The organism is Polaromonas sp. P1_G1, assembly GCF_056405595.1.
The window spans coordinates 1-21,304 of the sequence record NZ_JBFUBU010000055.1 but is presented as its reverse complement, the minus strand read 5'-3'; the positions used below and the strand labels follow the sequence as shown (position 1 = coordinate 21,304).

Sequence of the window (21,304 nt, the reverse complement as noted above, 5' to 3'; positions counted from 1 at the left end):
GCACCGGTCGCCTCATGATCAGGATCGCTGTCGATGCCATGGGTGGCGATATCGGCCCCGCCGTGACGCTGCCGGCCAGCTTGGCGTTCCTGGACGGCCACCCGGATGCCGCCGTGGTGCTGGTGGGCCAGCCTGAAACCCTCGCGACGCATCCATTGCACGCGCGGCTCCAGGCGCACCCACGCTGCCAGATCGTCCCGGCCAGCGAGATCGTCACCATGGACGATCCGATCGAGATCGCCCTGCGGCGCAAGAAAAATTCCTCGATGCGGGTCGCAATCAACCAGGTCAAGGATGGCGCGGCCCAGGCGGCGGTGTCGGCCGGCAATACCGGCGCCCTGATGGCGATTGCCCGCTACGTCCTCAAAACCCTTGAAGGCATAGACCGCCCTGCCATCGCCACCCAATTGCCCAATGCCCTGGGCGGCGCCACCACGGTACTGGACCTGGGCGCCAATGTCGACTGCACCGAAGAACACCTGCTGCAATTTGCCGTCATGGGCTCTGCCCTGGTAGCTGCCATCACTACCAATCCCACGCCCAGCGTCGGGCTGCTTAATATCGGTGAAGAGGCGATAAAAGGCAGTGAAATGATAAAAAAAGCCGGTGAATTGCTTCGATCTGCTTCTAATTCCGGTGATTTGAATTTTTATGGGAATGTCGAGGGCAACGATATTTTCAAGGGAACGACGGATATCGTTGTGTGTGATGGCTTTGTGGGAAATGTGGCGCTCAAGGCTAGCGAGGGCTTGGCCAGCATGATTGGCGGCTTCATGAAGACCGAATTCTCCCGCAATATCTTCACGAAAATTTCGGCCATCATCGCCTATCCGGTTCTCAATGCCTTTAAAAATCGAGTTGATCATAGGCGCTACAACGGGGCGGCGCTGCTCGGCCTACAAGGCTTGGTCTTCAAGAGCCACGGCTCGGCCGATGCCTTCGCGTTCGAGAGGGCGCTGAATCGGGCTTATGATGCGGCTCGGAACAATTTGCTTGAGAGAGTCCGCGAACGTATTGCCCATGCGGCCCCTTTGCTGGCTGCGGCGCAGGCGGCACCTTCCGCCGATACGCCGACCGAGGCCTTCTCAATGCCAGTTGACTCAGCAGTTTCAACACCGGCCACTCATTAATGACCCGTTACTCACGCATCACCGGCACCGGTAGTTATTTGCCGCCGCGCCGACTGACCAACGCCGAACTGGCCGCCGACCTGGCCACCCGAGGCGTGGAAACTTCCGACGAATGGATTGTGGAGCGCACCGGCATCCGGGCCCGCCACTTCGCCGCGCCCGACGTGACCAGCAGCGACCTGGGCGTCGAAGCGGCCAAAAATGCCCTGCAGGCCGCCGGCCTTCAGGCATCCGACATCGACCTCATCATCGTGGCGACCTCGACACCCGACATGGTGTTTCCGTCTGCCGCCTGCATTTTGCAGAACAAGCTCGGTATCGCCGGTTGCGCGGCCTTTGACGTGCAGGCCGTGTGCAGCGGCTTCGTCTACGCGCTGACCGTGGCCGACGCCATGATACGCACCGGTTCGGCCAGCAAGGCGCTGGTGATAGGGTGCGGCGCCGGCGCCGGCGCCGTGGTGCTCGAAGCTTCGGAGACACCCGGCATTCTCGCCAGCGACCTGCATGCCGACGGCAAGCACGTCGGCATTCTCTGCGTGCCCGGCAATGTCTCGGGCGGCCAGATTCTCGGCGACCCCCTGCTCAAGATGGACGGCCAGGCCGTGTTCAAGCTGGCTGTGGGCGTGCTCGAAAGCGCCGCGCGCGCCACGCTGACCAAGGCCAACATGACCGATGCCGACATCGACTGGCTGATTCCGCACCAGGCCAATATCCGCATCATGCAGAGCACGGCCAAAAAACTGAAGATGCCGCTTGAGAAACTGGTGGTCACCGTCGACCAGCACGGCAACACCTCCGCCGCCTCCATCCCGCTCGCGCTGGATACGGCAGTGCGCAGCGGCAAGATCCAAAAAGGCGACACCCTCATGCTCGAAGGCGTGGGCGGTGGCTTTACCTGGGGTGCGGTGCTTCTCAACTACTGAGCGGCTCCCACCCATCCGCCAGGCTTTCACAGACAGGTGGGCAATTGAATTTCAAACCGTCCGGTGCATTGGAGCGCCTCGCAGCTGCCTTGTTGGTGCTGGCCTTCGCCCTGGCCGGATGGAAAATCCTGCAGCACCCGACGGCTTCGCCGTTTTTGTCGGCTCCGGCGATCAAACCCTCGCCGCGCACAGTCCCGCCGGCGCAGCAGCGCTCGCCGGACGGACGCTTTCGCTTTGATGCGCAGTTCGTTTCCTCTTCCCCCGGCCAGGCCGTGCATGCGGCTTCCCTGGTGGAGTTGCGCGACGGGCGCTTGCGGGCGGTCTGGTTCTCGGGTTCCCGCGAGGGCGCCGGGGACGTCACCATCCAGAGCGCTGTCACGGACGCAACCGGTTTGCGCTGGAGCGCGGAAAGCACCCTGTTTGACCGGCAAACTCTCCAGCAAGGCCTGTGGCGTTACGTCAAGAAGCTCGGAAATCCGGTGATCGCCCGCGCGCCCGACGGCTCGCTGAGCCTGTGGATGGTCAATGTTTCGCTGGGCGGGTGGGCGGGCAGCTCCATCACCTGGGCACGTTCCACCGACGAAGGTGCGACCTGGAGCGCGCCGCGCCGCTTGGTGACTTCACCCTTCCTGAATATCAGCACCCTGGTCAAAGGCGCGCCCATCGGCTTCGAGAACGGCGAAACCGGCCTGCCCGTGTACCACGAGTTCATCGCCAAGTTCGGCGAAGTCCTGCGTGTCAACGCCATGGGGCAAGTGGTCGACAAAATTCGCATTCCCGGCAGCCGCACCAGCCTGCAGCCGGTTGTCCTGGTTTCGGGGCCAGAGAAGGCGCAGGTCTATATGCGTTCGGGCAATGCCGTGGCGCTGATGGCCTCAGGCACCACCGATGCCGGCAAGACCTGGTCGCCGGCCCATGCCAGTACCTGGCCCAACCCGGACTCCGCTGTGGCCAGCGCCGTGACGAACACCGGCGCGCAATGGCTGGCCCTGAACCCGGCGCCCCGCAACCGCGAAATCCTGGCCTTGCTGCAAACGGGGGCGGGTGGCTCGTTTGACGGCGTGGCGCCATGGATCGTGGAGTCGTCCGCCAATCCAGAGGCACGCACGTCCCTCGCTGACTACGAGCGCCTGCTGACGCAGGAACTCAAGGCCCGCGGCGCCCGGGACGATGAAGCCCAGGCTTATGTGGCCAGCGCCCGGCGCCAGCTGTGCGGCGGCCAGAGCTGCTCCCAGGAGTTTTCCTATCCCTACCTGCTGCAAAGCCGCGACGGCTACCTGCACCTGATCTATACCTGGCACCGCACGCGCATCAAGCATGTGCGGCTGGATCCCCTGCAAACCCTTGAGTCCGCGCAAGCGGCGCCCAGCCATGTTCCCCCCGGCAAATGATCTGATCGCCTTGCTCGGCATCAACCTGGTGCTCAGCGCCGGCTGCCTGCGCCTGCTGAGCTGGCGGCGTGGCGCCACGCAGTGGACCAAAGTTGTGACCGCTGCGGTGTTTGCGCTGCTGTGGTGCCCGGTGGGGCCCGCCCGTTTGCCGCTCGTGGCCTATGTGCGCGGCATCAGCTCGGACCTGAGCATTTCCCTGGTAGCCATCGCCTGCCTGGGCATGTACCAGCGGCTGCGCGGCATCCCTTTGGTGACGCAGCGTGAGCGCATGGCGGTGAACCTGGCCTTCGCGGCCGGCGCCTTGTTTTTGTATCCGCTGGCCCTGGGCTGGGGTGACTGGGATGCCTACCGGCTGGGATGGGGCTCGTGGGCCCTCTGGGCGGCGCTTCTGGTGCTGTCACTGGCCTGCTGGGCCAAGGGTTTTCGGCTGTTGCCCGCCTTGCTGGCCCTGGGGCTGCTGGCCTGGGTGGCGGGCGCGCTGGAGTCGACCAACCTGTGGGATTACCTTATGGACCCCTGGCTGGCCGTTGCGGCGATTTACCAGTGCATCAAATCGGCGATTGGCTTGGGGCTTGCGCGGCTGCGAGGTACACACCATGGCGCCATGCCATCCTCAGCCTGACCGGTCGCGCTTTAAAAAATGGCTGGTCATCTTCTTAAAATACAGGCGGATGCTTTTCAGCGATCCAAGAATTCGACCCATGGAGTAATCATTTGAAATCGTTTGCTATTGTTTTTCCCGGCCAGGGCTCGCAGTCGGTCGGCATGCTGGACGCCTGGGGCGACCATCCGGTGGTTGCGCAGACCCTGGCCGAAGCCTCCGAGGCACTCGGCGAGGACGTCGGCCGGCTGATCAAGGAAGGCCCCAAGGAGGCGCTGGCGCTGACCACCAACACGCAGCCCGTGATGCTGGTCGCCGGCGTGGCGGCTTACCGCGCCTGGATGGCCGAGACCGGCGCCGCGCCGGCCGCGGTGGCTGGCCACTCGCTGGGCGAATATTCCGCGCTGGTGGCTTCCGGCGTGCTGACGCTCGCGCAGGCCGCGCCGCTGGTGCGTTTTCGCGCGCAGGCCATGCAGGACGCCGTGCCGGTTGGCGTGGGCGCGATGGCGGCCATTCTGGGCATGGAAGCCTCCAAAGTGATCGAAGGCTGCGCCGAAGCCGCGCGCAGCTTCGGCACCAACACCTCCGAGGTGGTGGAAGCCGTCAATTTCAACGATCCGATGCAGACCGTCATCGCGGGCAGCAAGGCTGCGGTCGAGAAAGCCTGCGAAGTGCTCAAGGCCAACGGCGCCAAGCGCGCCTTGCCCCTGCCGGTGTCGGCTCCCTTCCACTCCAGCCTGATGAAGCCCGCGGCCGAGAAGCTGCGCGAAAAGCTGGCCGCCGTCGATTTCGCGGCGCCGCAAATCCCGGTCATCAACAACATCGAAGTGGCCGTCGAGACCGACGCGGAACGCATTCGCGCGGCGCTCTACGGCCAGGCCTTCGGTCCGGTGCGCTGGGTGGAGTGCGTGCAGGCCATCAAGGCGCGCGGCCTCACGACGCTGGTCGAATGCGGACCGGGCAAGGTGCTGGCCGGCATGGCCAAAAGAATCGACCCCGAATTGACCGGCGTCGCCCTGTTTGATCCCGCCTCGCTGGCGGAAGTGAAGGAGTTAATGGCATGAGTGAAGTCAAGTTTGAAGGCCAGGTCGCGCTGGTCACCGGTGCCTCGCGTGGAATCGGTGCGGCCATCGCACTCGAATTGGCCCAGAAAGGCCTCAAGGTCATAGGCACCGCGACCAGCGACGAAGGGGCGGCCAAGATCGGCCTGGCCCTCGCGGCTTTTCCGGGTTGCGCCGGCAAAAACCTGAACGTGAACGACGTTACCGCCGCCGAAGCGCTGATCGAGGCCATCGTCAAGGAGCACGGCGGCCTGCAGGTGCTGGTCAACAACGCCGGCATCACGCGCGACATGCTCGCGATGCGCCTCAAGGACGACGATTGGGATGCGGTGCTGGATACCAATCTCAAGGCTGTGTTCCGCATGAGCCGCGCGGTGATGCGCACCATGATGAAGCAGCGCTACGGCCGCATCATCAGCATCACCTCGGTGGTCGGCGCCTCGGGCAATGCAGGCCAGTCCAATTACGCGGCCGCCAAGGCCGGCGTGGCCGGCATGACACGTGCGCTGGCGCGCGAACTAGGTTCGCGCAACATCACCGTCAATTGCGTGGCGCCCGGCTTTATCGAGACCGACATGACGGCCGGCCTGCCCGAAGAGCAGCAAAAAGCGCTGCTGGGGCAGATTCCGCTGGGCCATCTCGGCAAGCCGCAAGACATTGCGCACGCTGTGGCCTTTGTGGCCAGCCCGCAGGCGGCTTACATTACCGGCCAGGAGATTCACGTCAACGGCGGTATGTATATGTAGCCCTTGGGGCCGTCAACCTGGGGTTTCATGAAAACCGCGGGTTGACAGTGGTAAAACACGGGAAATCGAAGCCGGTTTTTATCCGTCCGGCGCGGTGCTTAGGGAAACGACTCTAACGCGGTAAAATCACGGATTAATTTACAACCCTCAGAGGGAACTATGAGCGATATCGAAGCACGTGTTAAGAAAATCATTGCCGAACAACTCGGCGTGGAAGAAGGCCAGGTCACCAATGAAAAAGCCTTTGTGGCCGACCTGGGCGCAGACTCCCTTGACACCGTAGAACTGGTTATGGCTCTGGAAGACGAGTTCGGCATTGAGATTCCCGACGAAGACGCCGAGAAGATCACCACCGTCCAGAACGCGATTGACTACGCGAACACCCATCAAAAGGCCTGAGGCCGCAGGTTTTCGCCTGTGACTCTGCCGTCATCAAGCCTGAAAAGCCACAGGGCCTTTTCAGGTTCTTTTCAGGATTTCTGAATGAGCCGTCGTCGTGTCGTCGTGACAGGTCTGGGTTGCGTCAGCCCGGTAGGTAATACCGTGGCTGAGTCCTGGGCCAATCTTCTTGCCGGGAAGCCCGGGATTGACCTTGTCACCGGGTTTGATGCCAGCAACCTCGCCTGCAAATTCGCCGGCGAAGTCAAGGGTTTCAACATCGCGGATTACATCCCCGAAAAAGAAGCCCGGCACATGGACCGCTTCATCCACCTGGGACTGGCCGCGGCCTTCCAGGCGGTGGCCGACAGCGGTTTGCCCACCGGCGAGGCGCTGGGCGACGAAATGGCCACGCGCATCGGCTGCAATATCGGCTCTGGCATTGGCGGTCTGCCCATGATCGAGCAGATGCATACCGAGCTGGTCAATCGCGGCCCGCGCCGGATTTCACCGTTTTTTGTGCCTGCCTCGATCATCAACATGATCTCCGGGCATGTGTCCATCAAATTCGGCTTCAAGGGCCCCAACATCGCGGTCGTCACGGCCTGCACCACCGGCCTTCACGCGATCGGCCTGTCGGCCCGCATGATCGAATACGGTGATTGCGACGTGATGGTGGCCGGTGGCGCGGAGTCCTGCGTGTCTCCCCTGGGCATAGGCGGCTTCGCGGCCGCCCGCGCCCTGTCCACCCGCAACGAAGACCCGAAAACAGCCTCGCGCCCCTGGGACAAAGACCGTGATGGTTTTGTGCTGGGCGAGGGCGGCGGCGTGCTGGTGCTCGAAGAGTACGAACACGCCAAGGCGCGCGGCGCAAAAATTTACGCCGAGCTGACCGGCTTCGGCATGAGCGCCGACGCGTACCACATGACCGCCCCCGACGTCGACGGCCCGCGCCGCTCGATGGTGATGGCCTTGAAGAACGCCGGTGTCAACGCCGATGAGGTCCAGTACCTCAATGCGCATGGCACGTCCACGCCACTGGGTGACCTGAACGAAACCAATGCCATCAAAGCGGCGTTCGGCGGCCACGCCAAGGACCTGGTGGTCAGCTCTACCAAGTCCATGACCGGCCACCTGCTGGGTGGGGCGGGCGGCATCGAATCGGTGTTTACCGTGCTCTCGCTTTATCACCAGAAGATCCCGCCGACCATCAACATCTTCAACCAGGATCCCGAGTGCGACCTTGACTACTGCGCCAACACCGCGCGTGACGCCAAGATCGAGCTCGCCGTCAAAAACAACTTCGGTTTTGGCGGTACCAACGGCACGCTGGTTTTCAAGCGCGCCTGATTTTTCCCGCACGCCTCGCAAGCCAAGCACGCCCTTGACCACACACAACGCCCCTCCGGTTGTTTATCCGTTGGGGCGTTCGCGTTTCCTGGGCGCGCTTTTGCTGTGCCTGTGGCTTTGTGGCCTGTTCCTGACACTGGCCTGGTTTTTCCAGGGCGGCAGGCCACTCGATTGGCGTATCGCGCTGGCGCTTGTTTTTGTGCTTGGCGCCGGCGCCGCGGCCTATACCGGCTGGCGCAACGCTCCGGCGGGTCAACTCGCCTGGGACGGCGAGGTCTGGCGCTGGGAAAGTCCGGGCTACCAGGCCGGCATCGCCGAGTACGGGCTGTCGGTGCTGGCTGATTTCCAGCATGCCATGCTGCTGCGGCTCGAAAACCAGGCCCATGCCTGTTTGTGGCTCTGGATGGAGCGGCGCAGCATGCCCGAGCGCTGGCTGGACCTGCGCAGGGCGGTTTTTTCGCCGCACAAGGCGGCCGCTATGCCTTGGCAGCACGACTCACTGCGAATGGATGGGGCACCGGCTGTGGCAGTATCGGGGGCTATGCACTCCATTGACGGCACGCCAAACCCTCCATGAGCGCTGACCTGCCACCATTGCCGGCGGAGCAAGCCATCGACAGCGACGCCATGCTGGTCGAGCGCACCGTCGCGGGTGACCAGAAAGCCTATGAGCTCCTGGTCATCAAATACCAGCGGCGCATCCAGCGCCTGATAGGCCGCATGGTTCGCGACGTGGACCTGGTGGAAGACATCGCCCAGGAGACGTTTATCCGGGCCTACCGGGCCCTGGCGCAATTCAGGGGCGAGGCCCAGTTTTACACCTGGCTGTACCGGATCGCCGTGAATACCGCGAAAAAAGCCCTGATGGACCTCAAACGGGACCCGACCGTTTCCGAAAATTCCTTCAAATCGGGCCAAAGCGAGGAAAGCGATGAAACTTCCCCGCTGGAAAACGAACTAACAAGCTCGGAAACGCCGGAAGCCGTGCTGGCCAGCAAGGAAATCGCGGAGATCATCAATGCCGCCATGGAAGCCCTGCCGGAGGAGCTCCGTCAGGCCATCACCCTGCGTGAAATCGAGGGCTTGAGCTATGAAGAGATTTCCGAGGCCATGGATTGCCCCATAGGCACGGTGCGGTCCCGGATTTTCAGGGCACGTGAAGCGATTTCACAGAAGGTGAAACCCCTGCTGGAAAACCAGAGCGGCAAGCGCTGGTGAGGCCGCAGCACCCAGGAGCCAACCATGAAGCCACGAAGCAAACCAGGTATTTTCAGCCCGTCACCACGGCAGCCCCGCTACCCCCGAGCACCACGGACACCACGAACATCATGAAACCGTCTATGCAAACCAGCGAACTCATATCCGCACTGGCCGATGGCCAGCTGGACGGGGAAGACTTTGCGGCCGCGCTGCATGCCAGCCGGCACGATGATTCGGCCGTGGCGTGCTGGGATACCTATCACCTGATCGGCGATGCGTTGCGATCCCCTTCGCAGGGCCTGCGCGGCGTGGATACGGCATTTTTGAGTCGCCTGAACCAGCGCTTGGCGCAGGAAGCCTTGCCGGGTGCACCGACCCGTCCGGTCCAGCCGGCCGTCCAGGATGTGCCCCTGGTCCTGCCTCCTCACCGCAGCCAGGCTTCCAACGACGGAGAATTTCGCTGGAAGCTGGTGGCGGGTTTCGCGTCGCTCGCGGCGGTGTCCGCCATTGCGTGGAACGCCGCCGGCCTGCTGTCACCCGCCGCCGCGCCGCAACTGGCCCAGGCGCCTGCCTCCCCCCAGCAGGTGGTGGTCGCTTCGCCGCAAGGCCTCATGGTTCGCGATGCGCGGCTTGAAGAACTGCTGGCCGCACACAAGCAACTGGGCGGCACCTCGGCCCTCCAGGAGCCCTCGGGCTTCCTGCGCAATGCCACTTTTGAGACCCCTCGCAATGCCGGGCGCTGAACGCGCGCTGCGTTGCGACCGGGCTTTGGCGACACCATGAACCTCAAGCTTCTTCGTCTTCTCGCCCTCGCAGGATGCACGCTGCCGGCCATGGGGCACGTGGCGGCGCAGGCCTCGCCCCCCGCGGCATCGGCCGTGGAGTCCCGCAGCATCAACGACTGGCTGATGCGCATGCACGAGGCCTCCAGGAAGCGTTCCTATATCGGCACCTTTGTGGTCTCGTCGGGCGGCGCCATGTCCAGCGCCAAGATCTGGCATGTCTGCGAAGGCGACCAGCAGATGGAACGGGTCGAAACGCTGACCGGCGCGCCGCGCTCCATCTTCCGCCACAACGACCAGGTGGTCACCTTCATGCCCGACCACAAGGTGGTCCGCAGTGAAAAGCGCGAGTCGCTGGGCATGTTCCCGCAACTGCTGCAATCGACCGACAGCCGTATCGCCGATTTCTACAAGGTCAAGCAGGAGGGCACCGATCGCGTGGCCGGCGTCGAAGCCGACATCGTGCTGCTGGTGCCCAAGGACAGCATGCGCTTCGGCTACCGTGTCTGGACCGAGCAGAAAAAAGGCCTGGTCGTGAAGCTGCAGACGCTGGACACCGACGGCAAGGTGCTGGAACAGGCGGCGTTTTCCGAGTTGCAGCTCGATGCCCCGGTCAAGATGGACAAGCTGCTCCAGATGATGGGCAAGGTCGAGGGCTACCGCGTGGAAAAACCGGTCCTGGTGAAGACCTCCGCGAGTGCTGAGGGCTGGGTGCTGAAGGCGCCGGTGGCGGGTTTCAAGCCCATGAGCTGCTACAAGCGGCCGGTGACGGCCAGCCCGGCGCCCGGCGAGGAACCCCTGCAATGGATTTTTTCCGACGGCCTGGCCTCGGTCTCCATTTTTGTGGAGCCCTTCGACCGACAACGCCATGAACGCGAATCCAGCCTGTCGATGGGCGCCACCCAGACCATCACCCGGCAGCTGGATGCCTACTGGATCACCGTCATGGGCGAAGTCCCCATGGCCACCCTGAAGCTCTTTGCCAACGGCCTGGAGCGCAGGAAATAATATGCCCCTGGCGCTCCGGCGGCCGGCTCTTTCCGGCGGTGGCCTGGAGGCCTGAAGACCCATATTTTTGACGAGGCTGACAATGCTTGAACTGAACTGGAAACCCCTGCGCTCCTGCCTGACTGCCGGCCTGGTGGCCGCCGCTGCCGTCACCACGCTGGTGCCGGCAACCCCTGCATGGGCGCAAAACCGCACATTGCCTGACTTCACGGATTTGGTGGAGCAGGTAGGCCCGTCGGTGGTCAACATCCGCACCCTGGAAAAGGCCAAGCCTTCCGCCGGCGGAAGCGCTGACGAGCAGATGCTGGAGTTCTTCAAGCGCTTCGGCATTCCGGTTCCGCCCAACATGCCGCGCGCGCCCCGGCCCGACCGCGGCCAGCCCGACGAAGATCAGCCGCGCGGCGTGGGCTCCGGCTTCATCCTGACGGCGGACGGCTTCGTCATGACCAATGCGCATGTGGTCGAGGGCGCCGACGAGGTCCTCGTCACCCTGACGGACAAGCGTGAATTCAAGGCCAAAATCATCGGCGCCGACAAACGCAGCGACGTGGCCGTGGTCAAGATCGAGGCGACAGGCCTGCCGGCCGTCAAGATCGGCGACATCAACCGCCTCAAGGTGGGTGAATGGGTGATGGCCATCGGCTCGCCTTTCGGCCTTGAAAACACCGTGACCGCGGGTATCGTGAGCGCCAAGCAGCGCGACACCGGCGACTACCTGCCTTTCATCCAGACCGACGTGGCCATCAACCCCGGCAATTCCGGCGGCCCCCTGATCAACATGCGCGGTGAGGTCGTCGGCATCAACAGCCAGATCTACTCGCGCTCCGGCGGCTTCCAGGGCATTTCCTTTTCCATCCCCATTGACGAGGCCGCGCGCGTGTCCGACCAGCTGCGCAGCACCGGCAAGGTGACGCGGGGCCGTATCGGCGTGCAGATCGACCAGGTCACCAAGGAGGTGGCGGAATCCATAGGCCTGGGCAAGGTGCAGGGCGCTCTGGTCCGCGGCGTTGAAAGCGGCGCACCGGCGGAAAAAGCCGGCATCGAGGCCGGCGACATCATCATCAAGTTCGACGGCAAGGCCATCGAGAAATCCAGCGACCTGCCGCGCATGGTCGGCAATGTGAAGCCCGGCACCAAGGCCGTGGTGACCGTCTTCAGGCGCGGCGCGAGCAAGGACCTCTCGGTCACCATCGGCGAAGTCGAGCCTGAAAAACCGGCCAAAAAAGCGTCGGGCCCCGAGCCCAAGCCCCCGGTCGCCGGCGCCGCGCAGGCCCTGGGCCTGGTGGTCAGCGAAGTGAACGACGCGCAGAAGAAGGAACTCAAGATCAAGGGCGGCGTCAAGGTGGACACGGCCGAAGCCGCGGCCTCACGCGCTGGGCTGAAAGAGGGCGACGTGATCGTGGCGATCGCCAATTCCGAAGTCACCAGCGTCAAGGAATTTGAGGCTGCGCTCGCAAAAATCGACAAGACCAAGGCCATCAACGTGCTGTTCCGCCGCGGCGAATGGGCGCAGTACGCTTTGATCCGGCCCTCACGCTAAACCGCAAGCAAACCTGGAGGAGGCCCGGCAAAGGCGTCGGAGAGGTCGATGCGGGTCTTCAAGGCCCCCATACCCTGCTGGGATTTGTGGGTTTTGCCGGGGTCCCCAGTCTTTTTTGGGCCTCCAAAAAATATATTTTTGAGAGGGCTCGCCTCTGCTTTTTGTTGGTGACCACTAACAATAAAACGAGACAAGGACGGTTTTCGGTAGAATATCGGCTTGCCTCTGCGTCTTTTGGATATATCGGGAAGCCCAAAATCCCACTTTCGATCTTAATTTTGGGTAATACCCATCGCTCCACAGATCACCCACAAGTTGTCCAGAGACAAGCAGTTTAAAATTGTGAATAAGTTGTGTATAAGATTCCTGTTGCTAGCCTGCAACGACAAAAATATGGCGATTTCGGGACTGTTCGGCTCTGGCTTTTTGCCTACAATGAAGTTCCAACTATCGCAGTTGCCATAGATTGTTGGTTCAGGGCGCGTCGCAATCGACGCGCCCTTTTTTATGGCCCCTCGCGAATTGAGTCCAATCTCTTCGCAATACTTTCAAGTACTTAGGCGTTCTCGTTGATGAATCACATCAGAAATTTTTCGATCATTGCGCACATCGATCACGGCAAGTCCACCTTGGCCGATCGGCTCATCCAGCGCTGCGGTGGTTTGCAGGACCGCGAGATGAGCGCGCAGGTTCTGGATTCGATGGACATCGAAAAAGAGCGTGGGATAACCATCAAGGCGCAGACCGCCGCGCTCAAATACAAGGCACTCAACGGCGAGGTTTACAACCTCAACCTGATCGACACGCCGGGCCACGTCGACTTCTCATATGAAGTGAGCCGCTCGCTGTCCGCATGCGAGGGCGCGCTGCTGGTGGTGGATGCGAGCCAGGGCGTGGAAGCGCAGACCGTCGCCAACTGCTACACCGCGCTGGACCTCGGCGTCGAAGTCGTGCCGGTGCTCAACAAGATGGACTTGCCGCAGGCCGACCCCGAAAACGCCAAGCAGGAAATCGAGGAAGTGATCGGCATCGACGCGACCAACGCAATCCCCTGTAGCGCCAAGACCGGCATGGGCATCGATGAAATTCTGGAGGCCGTTGTCGCCAGGATTCCGCCGCCCAAGGGAAACCCCGACGGCCCGTTGCGCGCCATGATCATCGACAGCTGGTACGACGCCTATGTGGGCGTGGTCATGCTAGTGCGCGTGGTGGACGGCCGGCTCGCCAAGGGCGACCGCATCAAGCTGATGGCCAGCGAAGCCATGTACAACGCCGAGCAACTGGGGGTTTTCACCCCGCACACCGAGCCGCGCCAGGCGCTTGAGTCCGGCGAAGTGGGCTTTGTGATCGCCGGCATCAAGGAACTGCAGGCCGCCCGCGTGGGCGACACCGTCACGCTGATCAAGCCCGGCACCGGCGGCGCGGCTTTCACCGCCACCGAGGCACTGCCCGGCTTCAAGGAAATCCAGCCCGCCGTGTTTGCCGGGCTGTACCCGTCCGAGGCCAGCGAGTACGAGTCCCTGCGCGACGCGCTCGAAAAGCTCAAGCTCAACGATGCCTCCCTGCACTATGAGCCGGAAGTCAGCGAAGCCCTGGGTTTCGGCTTTCGCTGCGGCTTCCTGGGCCTGCTGCACATGGAGATCGTCCAGGAGCGGCTGGAACGGGAGTTTGACCAGGACCTGATCACCACGGCGCCCAGCGTTGTCTATGAGGTGCTCAAGTCCGACGGTGAGACCATCAAGGTCGAGAACCCGTCCAAAATCCCGGACGCCGGGAAAGTCAACGAGATCCGCGAGCCCATCGTCACCGTGCACTTATATATGCCGCAGGACTACGTGGGCGCCGTCATGACGCTGGCCAACCAGAAACGCGGCATCCAGCTGAACATGGCCTACCACGGCAAGCAGGTCATGCTGACCTATGAGATGCCGCTGGGCGAGATCGTCCTGGACTTTTTCGACAAGCTCAAATCCGTCTCCCGCGGCTACGCGTCCATGGACTACGAATTCAAGGAATTCCGGGCCTCCGACGTGGTGAAAGTCGACATCCTCCTCAATGGCGAGAAGGTGGACGCGCTGTCCATCATCGTCCACCGCAGCCAGTCGGCCTACCGCGGGCGAGCGGTGGTGGCCAAAATGCGCGAGATCATTTCGCGCCAGCAATTCGACGTCGCGATCCAGGCGGCCATCGGGGCCAACATTATTGCGCGTGAGACAATCAAGGCGCTGCGCAAAAACGTGATCGCCAAGTGCTACGGCGGCGATATTTCACGCAAGCGCAAACTCCTAGAGAAACAAAAAGCGGGTAAAAAACGCATGAAACAAATCGGTTCCGTTGAAGTACCCCAGGAAGCTTTCCTGGCCATTTTGCAGGTGGAAGACTGATGCGCGGCGCAATGAGCACGATCACCGCCGTGGTGCTGGCGGCCTTTGTGGGCTACGGTGCCGCCTGGTACTTCGGCGCCGTCGAAGGCAATTTCTCCCTGCTGCTGTTCCTGGCCTCCGTGGTCACCGGCATTTACTGGCTGGCCGAGCGCTTTTATTTCCTGCCGCAGCGCTACAGGGCCGCCGCGGCGCTCGAGGAAAGCGCCGCCAGCCGGCAGGCCGAACTGGCCAAAAAAGGCATTACCCAGGTCGACAACATCAACTTCGGCGAGGCCCGGGCCCGGCTCATCATGCAGCCCTGGTGGCTGGACTGGACGGCGGGCCTCTTCCCGGTGATCGTGGTGGTCTTCCTGCTGCGCTCCTTCCTGTTCGAGCCCTTCAAGATCCCTTCGGGCTCGATGATCCCGACCCTGCTCGTCAACGACCTGATCCTGGTCAACAAATTCCACTACGGCGTGCGCCTGCCGGTGCTGAACATCAAGGTCATCAACAACCAGAGCCCTCAGCGCGGCGACGTAATGGTGTTCCGCTACCCGCCCAAACCCAGCCTGGACTACATCAAGCGCGTGGTCGGCGTGCCGGGGGACGAGGTGGCCTACATCAACAAGAAGCTGACCATCAACGGCAAGCCCTTGCCCAAGACGCCGCTGCCGGATTTCTTCGATGAAGACGTGCTGCGCTACGCCAAGCAGTTCGAGGAGGTCAACGGCGCCCGCAAGTACCGGTTGCTGAATGACGACACACGGCGCGCCGGACTGGATGAGCGTGAGGTCATGGACTTTCCTTTCAAGCAAAATTGCCGTTACAGTAGCGAGGGCATGGTCTGCAAGGTGCCTGAGGGGCAGTACTTCATGATGGGCGACAACCGCGATAATTCGCAGGATTCGCGCTATTGGGGCTTTGTCCCGGAGGCCAATATCGTGGGCAAGGCCTTTTTTGTCTGGATGAATTTCGGCAACCTCAAACGTATCGGCTCTTTCGAATAAGGTCACGGGCGGCGGCGCCGTCCCGATGGTGAGCCGGAAGATTTTTTAGTCGGAGCGGAGAAAAAATGAAACATCAGCAACGCGGCCTTTCTTTCATCGGCCTTCTGTTTTTCTGCGTCATCCTGGTCTGCGCGGGTATTGTGGCCGCCCAGGTTTTCCCGACCCTGGTGGAGCTCCAGGCCATCACCAAGGCCGCCAACAAGGCCAGGGACGGCAATACCGTCGCCGAAGTCCGGACCATCTTCGACAAGGCGGCCCAGATTGACGACATCAAATCGATCACTGGCAAGGACCTGGAAGTGACCAAGGATGGCGACAAAACCGTGGTGGCTTTCGCGTACACCAAGGAAATCCACATGGTCGGTCCCGCCTTCTTGCTGCTCAAGTACAGCGGCAAATCCAAATAAGTGCGAGCCAGCGCCACATCGAGCCCGGGCCTGCCAGCGCTGCAAAAGCGCCTGGAGCATGAGTTCTCCAATCCCAAACTGCTGCTGCAGGCGCTGACGCACCGCAGTTTTTCGTCCGACCATAACGAGCGCATCGAGTTCCTGGGCGATTCCGTCCTGAACCTTGCGGTGGCCGGCCTGCTTTATGAACAACTGAGCGAGCTGCCCGAAGGCGACCTGTCCCGCGTGCGCGCCAACCTGGTCAAGCAGGACACCCTGCACAAGCTGGCGGTGGTGCTGGGCCTGCCCGACCTGGTGCGCCTGGGCGAGGGCGAGGCCAAGTCCGGCGGCCACAAGCGGCCGTCCATCCTTGCCGACGCGCTGGAGGCCGTGATCGGCGCGGTCTACCTGGATGCAGGATTTGAAACCGCCAATCAGCTGGTGCGCCGCCTTTTCAAGGACGTCGAGATCAATCCCCAGATGCAGGCCATCGGCAAGGATCCCAAGACTGAATTGCAGGAGTGGCTGCAAGGGCGCAAAATGAACCTGCCCATCTACCGCGTGGTGGGCACCATGGGCGCCGCCCACAAGCAGACATTTGACGTCGAATGTGAAATCGCCGAATTCGGGCGGGCCGAGCGCGGCATAGGCGGTTCGCGCCGCGCCGGGGAGCAGGCCGCCGCCGCGGCCATGCTGATGTTTGTCAAGACGCTGGAATCCTGACTCCGCGCCTGCGGCCGCCCAGAGACGCAGGCCAACACACCAAGATTATGAGTACAGGTAAAAAAGAACCCAAGAAACCCGCGACGGCCCCGGCCGTCGCCCCGGCCGCCAAGCCCAAAGCGCGGCAGGCCAAAGCCCTGGACGCTGTGCAGCCGCCCGACGCGCTCGAAGCCATGCTGGCGCAAGCCCTGTCCTCGCGCGGCGCTGCCGTGCCCGCCCCCGGCACGCCGGCTGCCGGCGAGCAGCGCTGCGGCCTTATCGCCATTGTCGGCAAGCCCAACGTGGGCAAATCCACCCTGCTCAATGCTTTGGTGGGGCAAAAAATCAGCATCACCTCGCGCAAAGCCCAGACCACGCGCCACCGCATCACCGGCATGCGCACGGTCAAGGCGACACAGTATGTATTCGTGGACACGCCGGGTTTCCAGACCCGGCACGGCAACGCGCTGAACCGCTCGCTGAACCGCACCGTGGTGGGCGCCGTAAACGACGTGGACCTGATTGTCTTTGTGGTCGAAGCCGGGCAGTTCAACCAGGCCGACGCCAAGGTGCTGGCTCTGCTGCCTGAAAAAACGCCCGCGATCCTGCTGGCCAACAAATTTGACCTGATACACCGGCGCGCAGAGATCGCCCCCTGGCTCAAGGAAATGCAGGAGCGGCACAATTTCGCCGAATTCGTGCCCATGTCGGCCAACAACGCCAAGGACATCGAGCGCCTGTTCGGCATTTGCGAGAAATACCTGCCGGTCCAGCCCTGGATGTACGGCGCCGACGAGTTGACCGACCGCAGCGACCGCTTCATGGCCGCTGAAATCATCCGCGAAAAGCTGTTCCGCCTGACCGGCGACGAGCTACCTTACACCTCCACCGTCATCATCGACCAGTACGAGGAGGAGGGCGCCTTGCGCAAGATCGCCGCCACCATCGTGGTCGAGCGCGACGGTCACAAGGGCATGATCATTGGCGAGAAAGGCGAAAAGCTCAAACGCATAGGCACCGAAGCCCGGCATGAGCTTGAGACCCTGACCGGCGGCAAGGTCTTCCTGGAGATCTGGGTGAAAGTCCGCTCAGGCTGGGCCGATGATGAAGCCAGAGTGAAAACATTCGGCTACGAGTAAGTGGAGTCGCGGTGCGCCTAGAAATTCGATGGCCGGGATGCAGGGCAAGGCGCACGGAGCGCAGGACACCGGAATGCACTTGGGTGCATGAGGATTCCGAGCACCGCGCAACGCCGCCATGCGCCCGGCCATCGGATTTATAGGCGCACCGCTATGGCCACTAAACGCATTGGCGACGAGCCTGCTTACGTTCTCCACCGCTACGACTGGAGCGAGTCCAGCCTGATTCTCGAAGTGTTCACCCGCAAGTATGGCCGGGTGGCGCTGGTGGCGCGGGGGGCCAAAAAGCCGAGTTCCAGTTTCCGGCCGATCTTGCTGCCTTTGCAGCCGCTGCACATCGCTTTCGGCGGCGATGCCGAAATCCGCACCCTCAAGAGCGCCGAATGGCAGGGCGGCCATGTGATGCCGACGGGCGATGCGCTGCTGTCGGGTTATTACCTCAATGAACTGCTGATGCGCCTGATGGCCCGTGACGACCCGCATCCCGTGCTGTTTGACGCCTATGCGGCCACGGTGCAACTGATCGCCGCGCAGAGCGCCGAAACCCTGCAACTGGCGCTGCGCGCGTTCGAGTTGCGCTTGCTGCGCGACATCGGCCTTTTGCCCCTGCTGGATCTTGAGACCGCCACGCTGGCGCCGCTGGACCCGGACACGCGTTATGTGCTGGTGCCCGAGGCAGGCCTGCGCCAGGCGCACGACGACGACCGTGTCAGCCTGCCCGGCGGGCAGTGGCAGGCGCTGCAGCAGGCGCTGGGCGACGAGGCCTTGTTCTCGGACACCGTGCGGGCCTGTATCCCCGGCTTCAATGAGCTTAAAACCCAGTTGCGCGCCCTGCTGCACTACCATTGCGGCGTGAAGGTCCTGAAAACCCGGCAAATGATGATGGATCTGCAAGCTTTTTAACGAGCCACCCATGAAACTCCTCTCGCCCGTTCCCATCGTGTCCCATGCGTACGGCAAGACCGCACTGTCGGTCAACGTCAATAAGGTCGCCTTGCTGCGCAATACCCGTCACCTGGACATCCCCAGCGTGCGCCGCGCCGCCGAGCTGTGCCTGGAGGCCGGCGCCCAGGGCATCACGGTGCACCCGCGGCCCGACGAGCGCCATATTCGCCCTGACGACGTCTTTGAGCTCGCGGCACTGATGAAAGATTGGCCGGATCGCGAATTCAACATCGAAGGCAACCCCTTCCAGAACCTCATGGGTTTTGTGCATGACCTGGCCGCCCGCGGCCTGCCGCTGCACCAGTGCACCTTTGTGCCCGACAGCGAAGACCAGTTCACCAGCGACCACGGCTGGAATTTCCCCGAAGATGCCGAGCGCCTGTGGCCCTTGATCCAGCAGGTGCATGACCGCCGCGTGCGCGTCAGCCTCTTCATGGACCCGGTGCCCGAAGCCATGGCCGCCGCCAAAGCCGTGGGCGCCGATCGGGTGGAGTTTTATACGGAAACCTACGCTCGCGCCTGGGGCGGCCCTGAAAAAGCGCAAGTCCTGGCCCGTTTCACCGAGGCAGGCCACGCCGCCGCCGCCGCCGGCCTGGGCGTCAATGCCGGCCACGACCTGAACCGCGACAACCTTACGGAGTTTGTGCGCGAAGTGCCCGGCGTGCTGGAAGTGTCCATAGGCCACGCCCTGGTCGCCGACGCGCTGGAGCTGGGTTATGCCGCCACTGTCAGGGGCTACCTAGCTTGCATAGACCGGGCGTTTGCACCGGCATGATTTCCCGCTGCCGTGAAACGACCCTGAAGTACCAGCCTGAGCCGCGGAACCGGCTTTGCCGGGCCGCAGGCGGGCGGCCCCCTCGGGGGGCAGGAAGCCACACGCAGTGGGCGACCGTGGGGGCTCCATGATCTACGGGATCGGCACCGACATCTGCGACGTGCGCCGCATTCGCGCCAGCCTTGAAAAGCATGGCGAGCGTTTTGCCAAAAAAATCCTGGCCGACGGCGAACTTGCCACCTGGAAAGAGCGCAGCGCGCGCTGGCCGGATCGCGGTGTCAGCTACCTGGCCACGCGTTTTTCCGCCAAGGAGGCTTTCAGCAAGGCGATCGGCATGGGCATGCGCATGCCCATGACCTGGCGCTCCTGCGAAATCGCCAAGGCCACCAGCGGCAAGCCCGAAATCGTCCTGCACGGCGCGCTCAAGGCCTGGTTCGAGTCGCGCCAGCTCACGGCCCATGTCACCGTGACCGACGAGACTGATTACGCCGCCAGCTTCTGTGTGGTGGAAAAACGCTCCTGACCCCAACCTCCGGATTTCCCTATGACCCAGCACGCCCCCCTCATCATCGACATCGACGGTTTATCGCTCACCAAAGCCGACCGCCGGCGCCTCAAACACCCGCTGACCGGCGGCATTATTTTGTTTGCCCGCAACTGGAAAGACCGCCGGCAGTTGTCCGACCTGTGCACCGAGATCAAGGACATTCGCGAGGATCTGCTGATCTGCGTGGACCACGAAGGCGGCCGCGTACAGCGCTTCAAGACCGACGGCTTCACCCACCTGCCACCTATGCGCGAACTGGGCCTGCTGTGGATGAAGGACCAGCTGGCCGCCACCAATGCCGCAACCGCCTGCGGTTATGTGCTGGGCGCCGAACTGCGTGCCTGCGGCGTCGATTTCAGCTTCACACCGGTGCTGGACCTGGATTACGGTGAAAGCGGCGTGATCGGCGACCGCGCCTTCGGCCGCGACCCGCGCGTCGTCACGCTGCTGGCCAAAAGCCTCATGCACGGCCTGCTGCAGGCCGGCGTCGCCAACTGCGGCAAACACTTCCCCGGCCATGGTTTCGTCAAGGCCGATTCCCACACCGACATCCCGGTCGACAAGCGCAGCCTGAAAGCCATCCTGGCCGACGACGCCGCACCCTACGGCTGGCTCAACACCACGCTCAGCAGCGTCATGCCCGCCCATGTGATCTACCCCAAGGTCGACGCCCGGCCGGCCGGTTTCTCCAGCCAGTGGCTCAACTTCATCCTGCGCAGCCAGCTGGGCTTCGGCGGCGCGATCTTCAGCGACGACCTCAGCATGGCCGGTGCCCGCCTGATAGACGGCAAAGAGGTGAGCTATACCGAAGCCGCGGTGACGGCGCTCAACGCCGGCTGCGACATGGTGCTGCTGTGCAACCAGTCCGTGGGCGAGGGCCAGCCCGTCGACGAACTGCTGGACGGCATGGCCGAAGCCCTGCTCAAAGGCCAGTGGGAAGCCATGGAGGCCAGCGAGTTGCGGCGACTGGCGTTGCTGCCGCAGGGGAAGGGGTTTGGGTGGGATGAGTTGATGGTGCAGCCGGCGTATATGCATGCTTTGGGGTTGATTCCTTAAGCCGGGTCTTGCGCCGGTCTTTGCGCGCTTTCCTGTTCTCCTTGCTTGGTTCTGCTGGCCGGGGGTTGCCCGGCGGCAACTCACTTTTCTTTTGCTTCGCCAAAATAAAAGTAAGCAAAAGAAACGGCGACCCTGGTTGCTGCGTCCCTTCGCTTCGCTGCGGGCAACCTGCGGTGCTCGGTCCAGACGGGGTCTCGCTAAACTCGCTTCGCTCAAACAACGCGATCCCTGATCCGTCTGGACCTCCGCTCCTCGGCGCATCCACAAGGGGTGG

22 protein-coding genes are annotated in these 21,304 nt (G+C 62.8%); all 22 read left to right on the top strand.

Annotated features, from left to right (window positions below):
* The first annotated feature begins 14 nt into the window (after window positions 1–14).
* Complete coding sequence (gene plsX / locus AC1D1Y_RS22555) at window positions 15–1,130, top strand: phosphate acyltransferase PlsX (protein WP_477684308.1); 1,116 nt, start codon at window positions 15–17, stop codon at window positions 1,128–1,130.
* Window positions 1,130–2,053, top strand: a complete 924-nt coding sequence (locus tag AC1D1Y_RS22550; RefSeq protein WP_477684307.1) for a beta-ketoacyl-ACP synthase III — start codon at window positions 1,130–1,132, stop codon at window positions 2,051–2,053. Before plsX ends, AC1D1Y_RS22550 begins: the two co-directional genes overlap by 1 nt.
* A gap of 44 nt (window positions 2,054–2,097) precedes the next feature.
* The gene (locus AC1D1Y_RS22545) at window positions 2,098–3,444 is read left to right on the top strand and encodes a sialidase family protein (RefSeq protein WP_477684306.1); all 1,347 of its coding nucleotides are present in this window, start codon (window positions 2,098–2,100) and stop codon (window positions 3,442–3,444) included.
* Window positions 3,425–4,066 carry a hypothetical protein gene (locus AC1D1Y_RS22540; RefSeq protein ID WP_477684305.1) on the top strand — a complete coding sequence of 214 codons (642 nt, stop codon included), beginning with the start codon at window positions 3,425–3,427 and terminating at the stop codon, window positions 4,064–4,066. The genes AC1D1Y_RS22545 and AC1D1Y_RS22540 overlap by 20 nt, the downstream gene beginning before the upstream one ends.
* A gap of 92 nt (window positions 4,067–4,158) precedes the next feature.
* Window positions 4,159–5,109: an ACP S-malonyltransferase gene (gene fabD / locus AC1D1Y_RS22535; RefSeq protein ID WP_477684304.1), complete on the top strand. Its 951-nt coding sequence runs from the start codon at window positions 4,159–4,161 to the stop codon at window positions 5,107–5,109.
* Window positions 5,106–5,852: a 3-oxoacyl-ACP reductase FabG gene (gene fabG / locus AC1D1Y_RS22530; protein ID WP_477684303.1), complete on the top strand. Its 747-nt coding sequence runs from the start codon at window positions 5,106–5,108 to the stop codon at window positions 5,850–5,852. The genes fabD and fabG overlap by 4 nt, the downstream gene beginning before the upstream one ends.
* Window positions 5,853–6,011: 159 nt before the next feature.
* On the top strand, window positions 6,012–6,251 hold the full coding sequence (gene acpP, locus AC1D1Y_RS22525; protein WP_007873885.1) for an acyl carrier protein: 240 nt from the start codon (window positions 6,012–6,014) through the stop codon (window positions 6,249–6,251).
* A gap of 84 nt (window positions 6,252–6,335) precedes the next feature.
* Complete coding sequence (fabF, locus tag AC1D1Y_RS22520) at window positions 6,336–7,580, top strand: beta-ketoacyl-ACP synthase II (RefSeq protein WP_477684302.1); 1,245 nt, start codon at window positions 6,336–6,338, stop codon at window positions 7,578–7,580.
* Between the two features lie 34 nt (window positions 7,581–7,614).
* Entirely contained in the window at window positions 7,615–8,157 is a 543-nt protein-coding gene (locus AC1D1Y_RS22515; protein WP_477684301.1) for a hypothetical protein, read from the top strand.
* Window positions 8,154–8,798 (top strand): RNA polymerase sigma factor RpoE, encoded by a 645-nt coding sequence (gene rpoE, locus AC1D1Y_RS22510; RefSeq protein WP_477655996.1) that lies wholly within the window; start codon window positions 8,154–8,156, stop codon window positions 8,796–8,798. The genes AC1D1Y_RS22515 and rpoE overlap by 4 nt, the downstream gene beginning before the upstream one ends.
* Window positions 8,799–8,908: 110 nt before the next feature.
* A complete protein-coding gene (locus tag AC1D1Y_RS22505; protein ID WP_477684300.1) occupies window positions 8,909–9,523 on the top strand; it encodes a sigma-E factor negative regulatory protein in 615 nt (204 codons plus the stop codon).
* A 36-nt stretch (window positions 9,524–9,559) separates the two neighbouring features.
* The gene (locus AC1D1Y_RS22500) at window positions 9,560–10,570 is read left to right on the top strand and encodes a MucB/RseB C-terminal domain-containing protein (RefSeq protein WP_477684299.1); all 1,011 of its coding nucleotides are present in this window, start codon (window positions 9,560–9,562) and stop codon (window positions 10,568–10,570) included.
* 82 nt (window positions 10,571–10,652) lie between these two features.
* The gene (locus AC1D1Y_RS22495; RefSeq protein ID WP_477684298.1) at window positions 10,653–12,110 is read left to right on the top strand and encodes a DegQ family serine endoprotease; all 1,458 of its coding nucleotides are present in this window, start codon (window positions 10,653–10,655) and stop codon (window positions 12,108–12,110) included.
* 572 nt (window positions 12,111–12,682) lie between these two features.
* Window positions 12,683–14,494, top strand: a complete 1,812-nt coding sequence (gene lepA / locus AC1D1Y_RS22490; RefSeq protein WP_477684297.1) for a translation elongation factor 4 — start codon at window positions 12,683–12,685, stop codon at window positions 14,492–14,494.
* Window positions 14,495–14,505: 11 nt separating this feature from the next.
* Window positions 14,506–15,480 (top strand): signal peptidase I, encoded by a 975-nt coding sequence (gene lepB, locus AC1D1Y_RS22485; protein WP_477684296.1) that lies wholly within the window; start codon window positions 14,506–14,508, stop codon window positions 15,478–15,480.
* 65 nt (window positions 15,481–15,545) lie between these two features.
* Window positions 15,546–15,887, top strand: coding sequence for a DUF4845 domain-containing protein (locus tag AC1D1Y_RS22480; protein WP_477684295.1), 342 nt, complete (start codon window positions 15,546–15,548; stop codon window positions 15,885–15,887).
* Entirely contained in the window at window positions 15,888–16,589 is a 702-nt protein-coding gene (rnc, locus tag AC1D1Y_RS22475) for a ribonuclease III (RefSeq protein ID WP_436153606.1), read from the top strand.
* A gap of 173 nt (window positions 16,590–16,762) precedes the next feature.
* Window positions 16,763–17,707, top strand: a complete 945-nt coding sequence (gene era, locus AC1D1Y_RS22470; protein ID WP_477678615.1) for a GTPase Era — start codon at window positions 16,763–16,765, stop codon at window positions 17,705–17,707.
* Window positions 17,708–17,860: 153 nt separating this feature from the next.
* Entirely contained in the window at window positions 17,861–18,610 is a 750-nt protein-coding gene (gene recO, locus AC1D1Y_RS22465; protein WP_477684294.1) for a DNA repair protein RecO, read from the top strand.
* A 10-nt stretch (window positions 18,611–18,620) separates the two neighbouring features.
* On the top strand, window positions 18,621–19,427 hold the full coding sequence (locus AC1D1Y_RS22460; protein ID WP_477684293.1) for a pyridoxine 5'-phosphate synthase: 807 nt from the start codon (window positions 18,621–18,623) through the stop codon (window positions 19,425–19,427).
* A 127-nt stretch (window positions 19,428–19,554) separates the two neighbouring features.
* The gene (acpS, locus tag AC1D1Y_RS22455) at window positions 19,555–19,950 is read left to right on the top strand and encodes a holo-ACP synthase (protein WP_477684292.1); all 396 of its coding nucleotides are present in this window, start codon (window positions 19,555–19,557) and stop codon (window positions 19,948–19,950) included.
* A gap of 21 nt (window positions 19,951–19,971) precedes the next feature.
* Window positions 19,972–21,030: a beta-N-acetylhexosaminidase gene (gene nagZ / locus AC1D1Y_RS22450; RefSeq protein ID WP_477684291.1), complete on the top strand. Its 1,059-nt coding sequence runs from the start codon at window positions 19,972–19,974 to the stop codon at window positions 21,028–21,030.
* Window positions 21,031–21,304 lie beyond the last annotated feature (274 nt).

What these genes read in the sequence shown, in the direction of transcription:
- rpoE (WP_477655996.1), top strand. Translation starts at nt 8,154, where the DNA reads ATGAGCGCTGACCTGCCACCATTGCCGGCGGAGCAAGCCATCGACAGC.
- lepB (WP_477684296.1), top strand. Translation starts at nt 14,506, where the DNA reads ATGAGCACGATCACCGCCGTGGTGCTGGCGGCCTTTGTGGGCTACGGT.
- AC1D1Y_RS22480 (WP_477684295.1), top strand. Translation starts at nt 15,546, where the DNA reads ATGAAACATCAGCAACGCGGCCTTTCTTTCATCGGCCTTCTGTTTTTC.
- acpS (WP_477684292.1), top strand. Translation starts at nt 19,555, where the DNA reads ATGATCTACGGGATCGGCACCGACATCTGCGACGTGCGCCGCATTCGC.
- acpP (WP_007873885.1), top strand. Translation starts at nt 6,012, where the DNA reads ATGAGCGATATCGAAGCACGTGTTAAGAAAATCATTGCCGAACAACTC.
- nagZ (WP_477684291.1), top strand. Translation starts at nt 19,972, where the DNA reads ATGACCCAGCACGCCCCCCTCATCATCGACATCGACGGTTTATCGCTC.
- fabG (WP_477684303.1), top strand. Translation starts at nt 5,106, where the DNA reads ATGAGTGAAGTCAAGTTTGAAGGCCAGGTCGCGCTGGTCACCGGTGCC.
- fabF (WP_477684302.1), top strand. Translation starts at nt 6,336, where the DNA reads ATGAGCCGTCGTCGTGTCGTCGTGACAGGTCTGGGTTGCGTCAGCCCG.
- AC1D1Y_RS22460 (WP_477684293.1), top strand. Translation starts at nt 18,621, where the DNA reads ATGAAACTCCTCTCGCCCGTTCCCATCGTGTCCCATGCGTACGGCAAG.
- AC1D1Y_RS22495 (WP_477684298.1), top strand. Translation starts at nt 10,653, where the DNA reads ATGCTTGAACTGAACTGGAAACCCCTGCGCTCCTGCCTGACTGCCGGC.
- AC1D1Y_RS22500 (WP_477684299.1), top strand. Translation starts at nt 9,560, where the DNA reads ATGAACCTCAAGCTTCTTCGTCTTCTCGCCCTCGCAGGATGCACGCTG.
- recO (WP_477684294.1), top strand. Translation starts at nt 17,861, where the DNA reads ATGGCCACTAAACGCATTGGCGACGAGCCTGCTTACGTTCTCCACCGC.
- era (WP_477678615.1), top strand. Translation starts at nt 16,763, where the DNA reads ATGCTGGCGCAAGCCCTGTCCTCGCGCGGCGCTGCCGTGCCCGCCCCC.
- lepA (WP_477684297.1), top strand. Translation starts at nt 12,683, where the DNA reads ATGAATCACATCAGAAATTTTTCGATCATTGCGCACATCGATCACGGC.
- AC1D1Y_RS22505 (WP_477684300.1), top strand. Translation starts at nt 8,909, where the DNA reads ATGAAACCGTCTATGCAAACCAGCGAACTCATATCCGCACTGGCCGAT.
- AC1D1Y_RS22550 (WP_477684307.1), top strand. Translation starts at nt 1,130, where the DNA reads ATGACCCGTTACTCACGCATCACCGGCACCGGTAGTTATTTGCCGCCG.
- plsX (WP_477684308.1), top strand. Translation starts at nt 15, where the DNA reads ATGATCAGGATCGCTGTCGATGCCATGGGTGGCGATATCGGCCCCGCC.
- AC1D1Y_RS22540 (WP_477684305.1), top strand. Translation starts at nt 3,425, where the DNA reads ATGTTCCCCCCGGCAAATGATCTGATCGCCTTGCTCGGCATCAACCTG.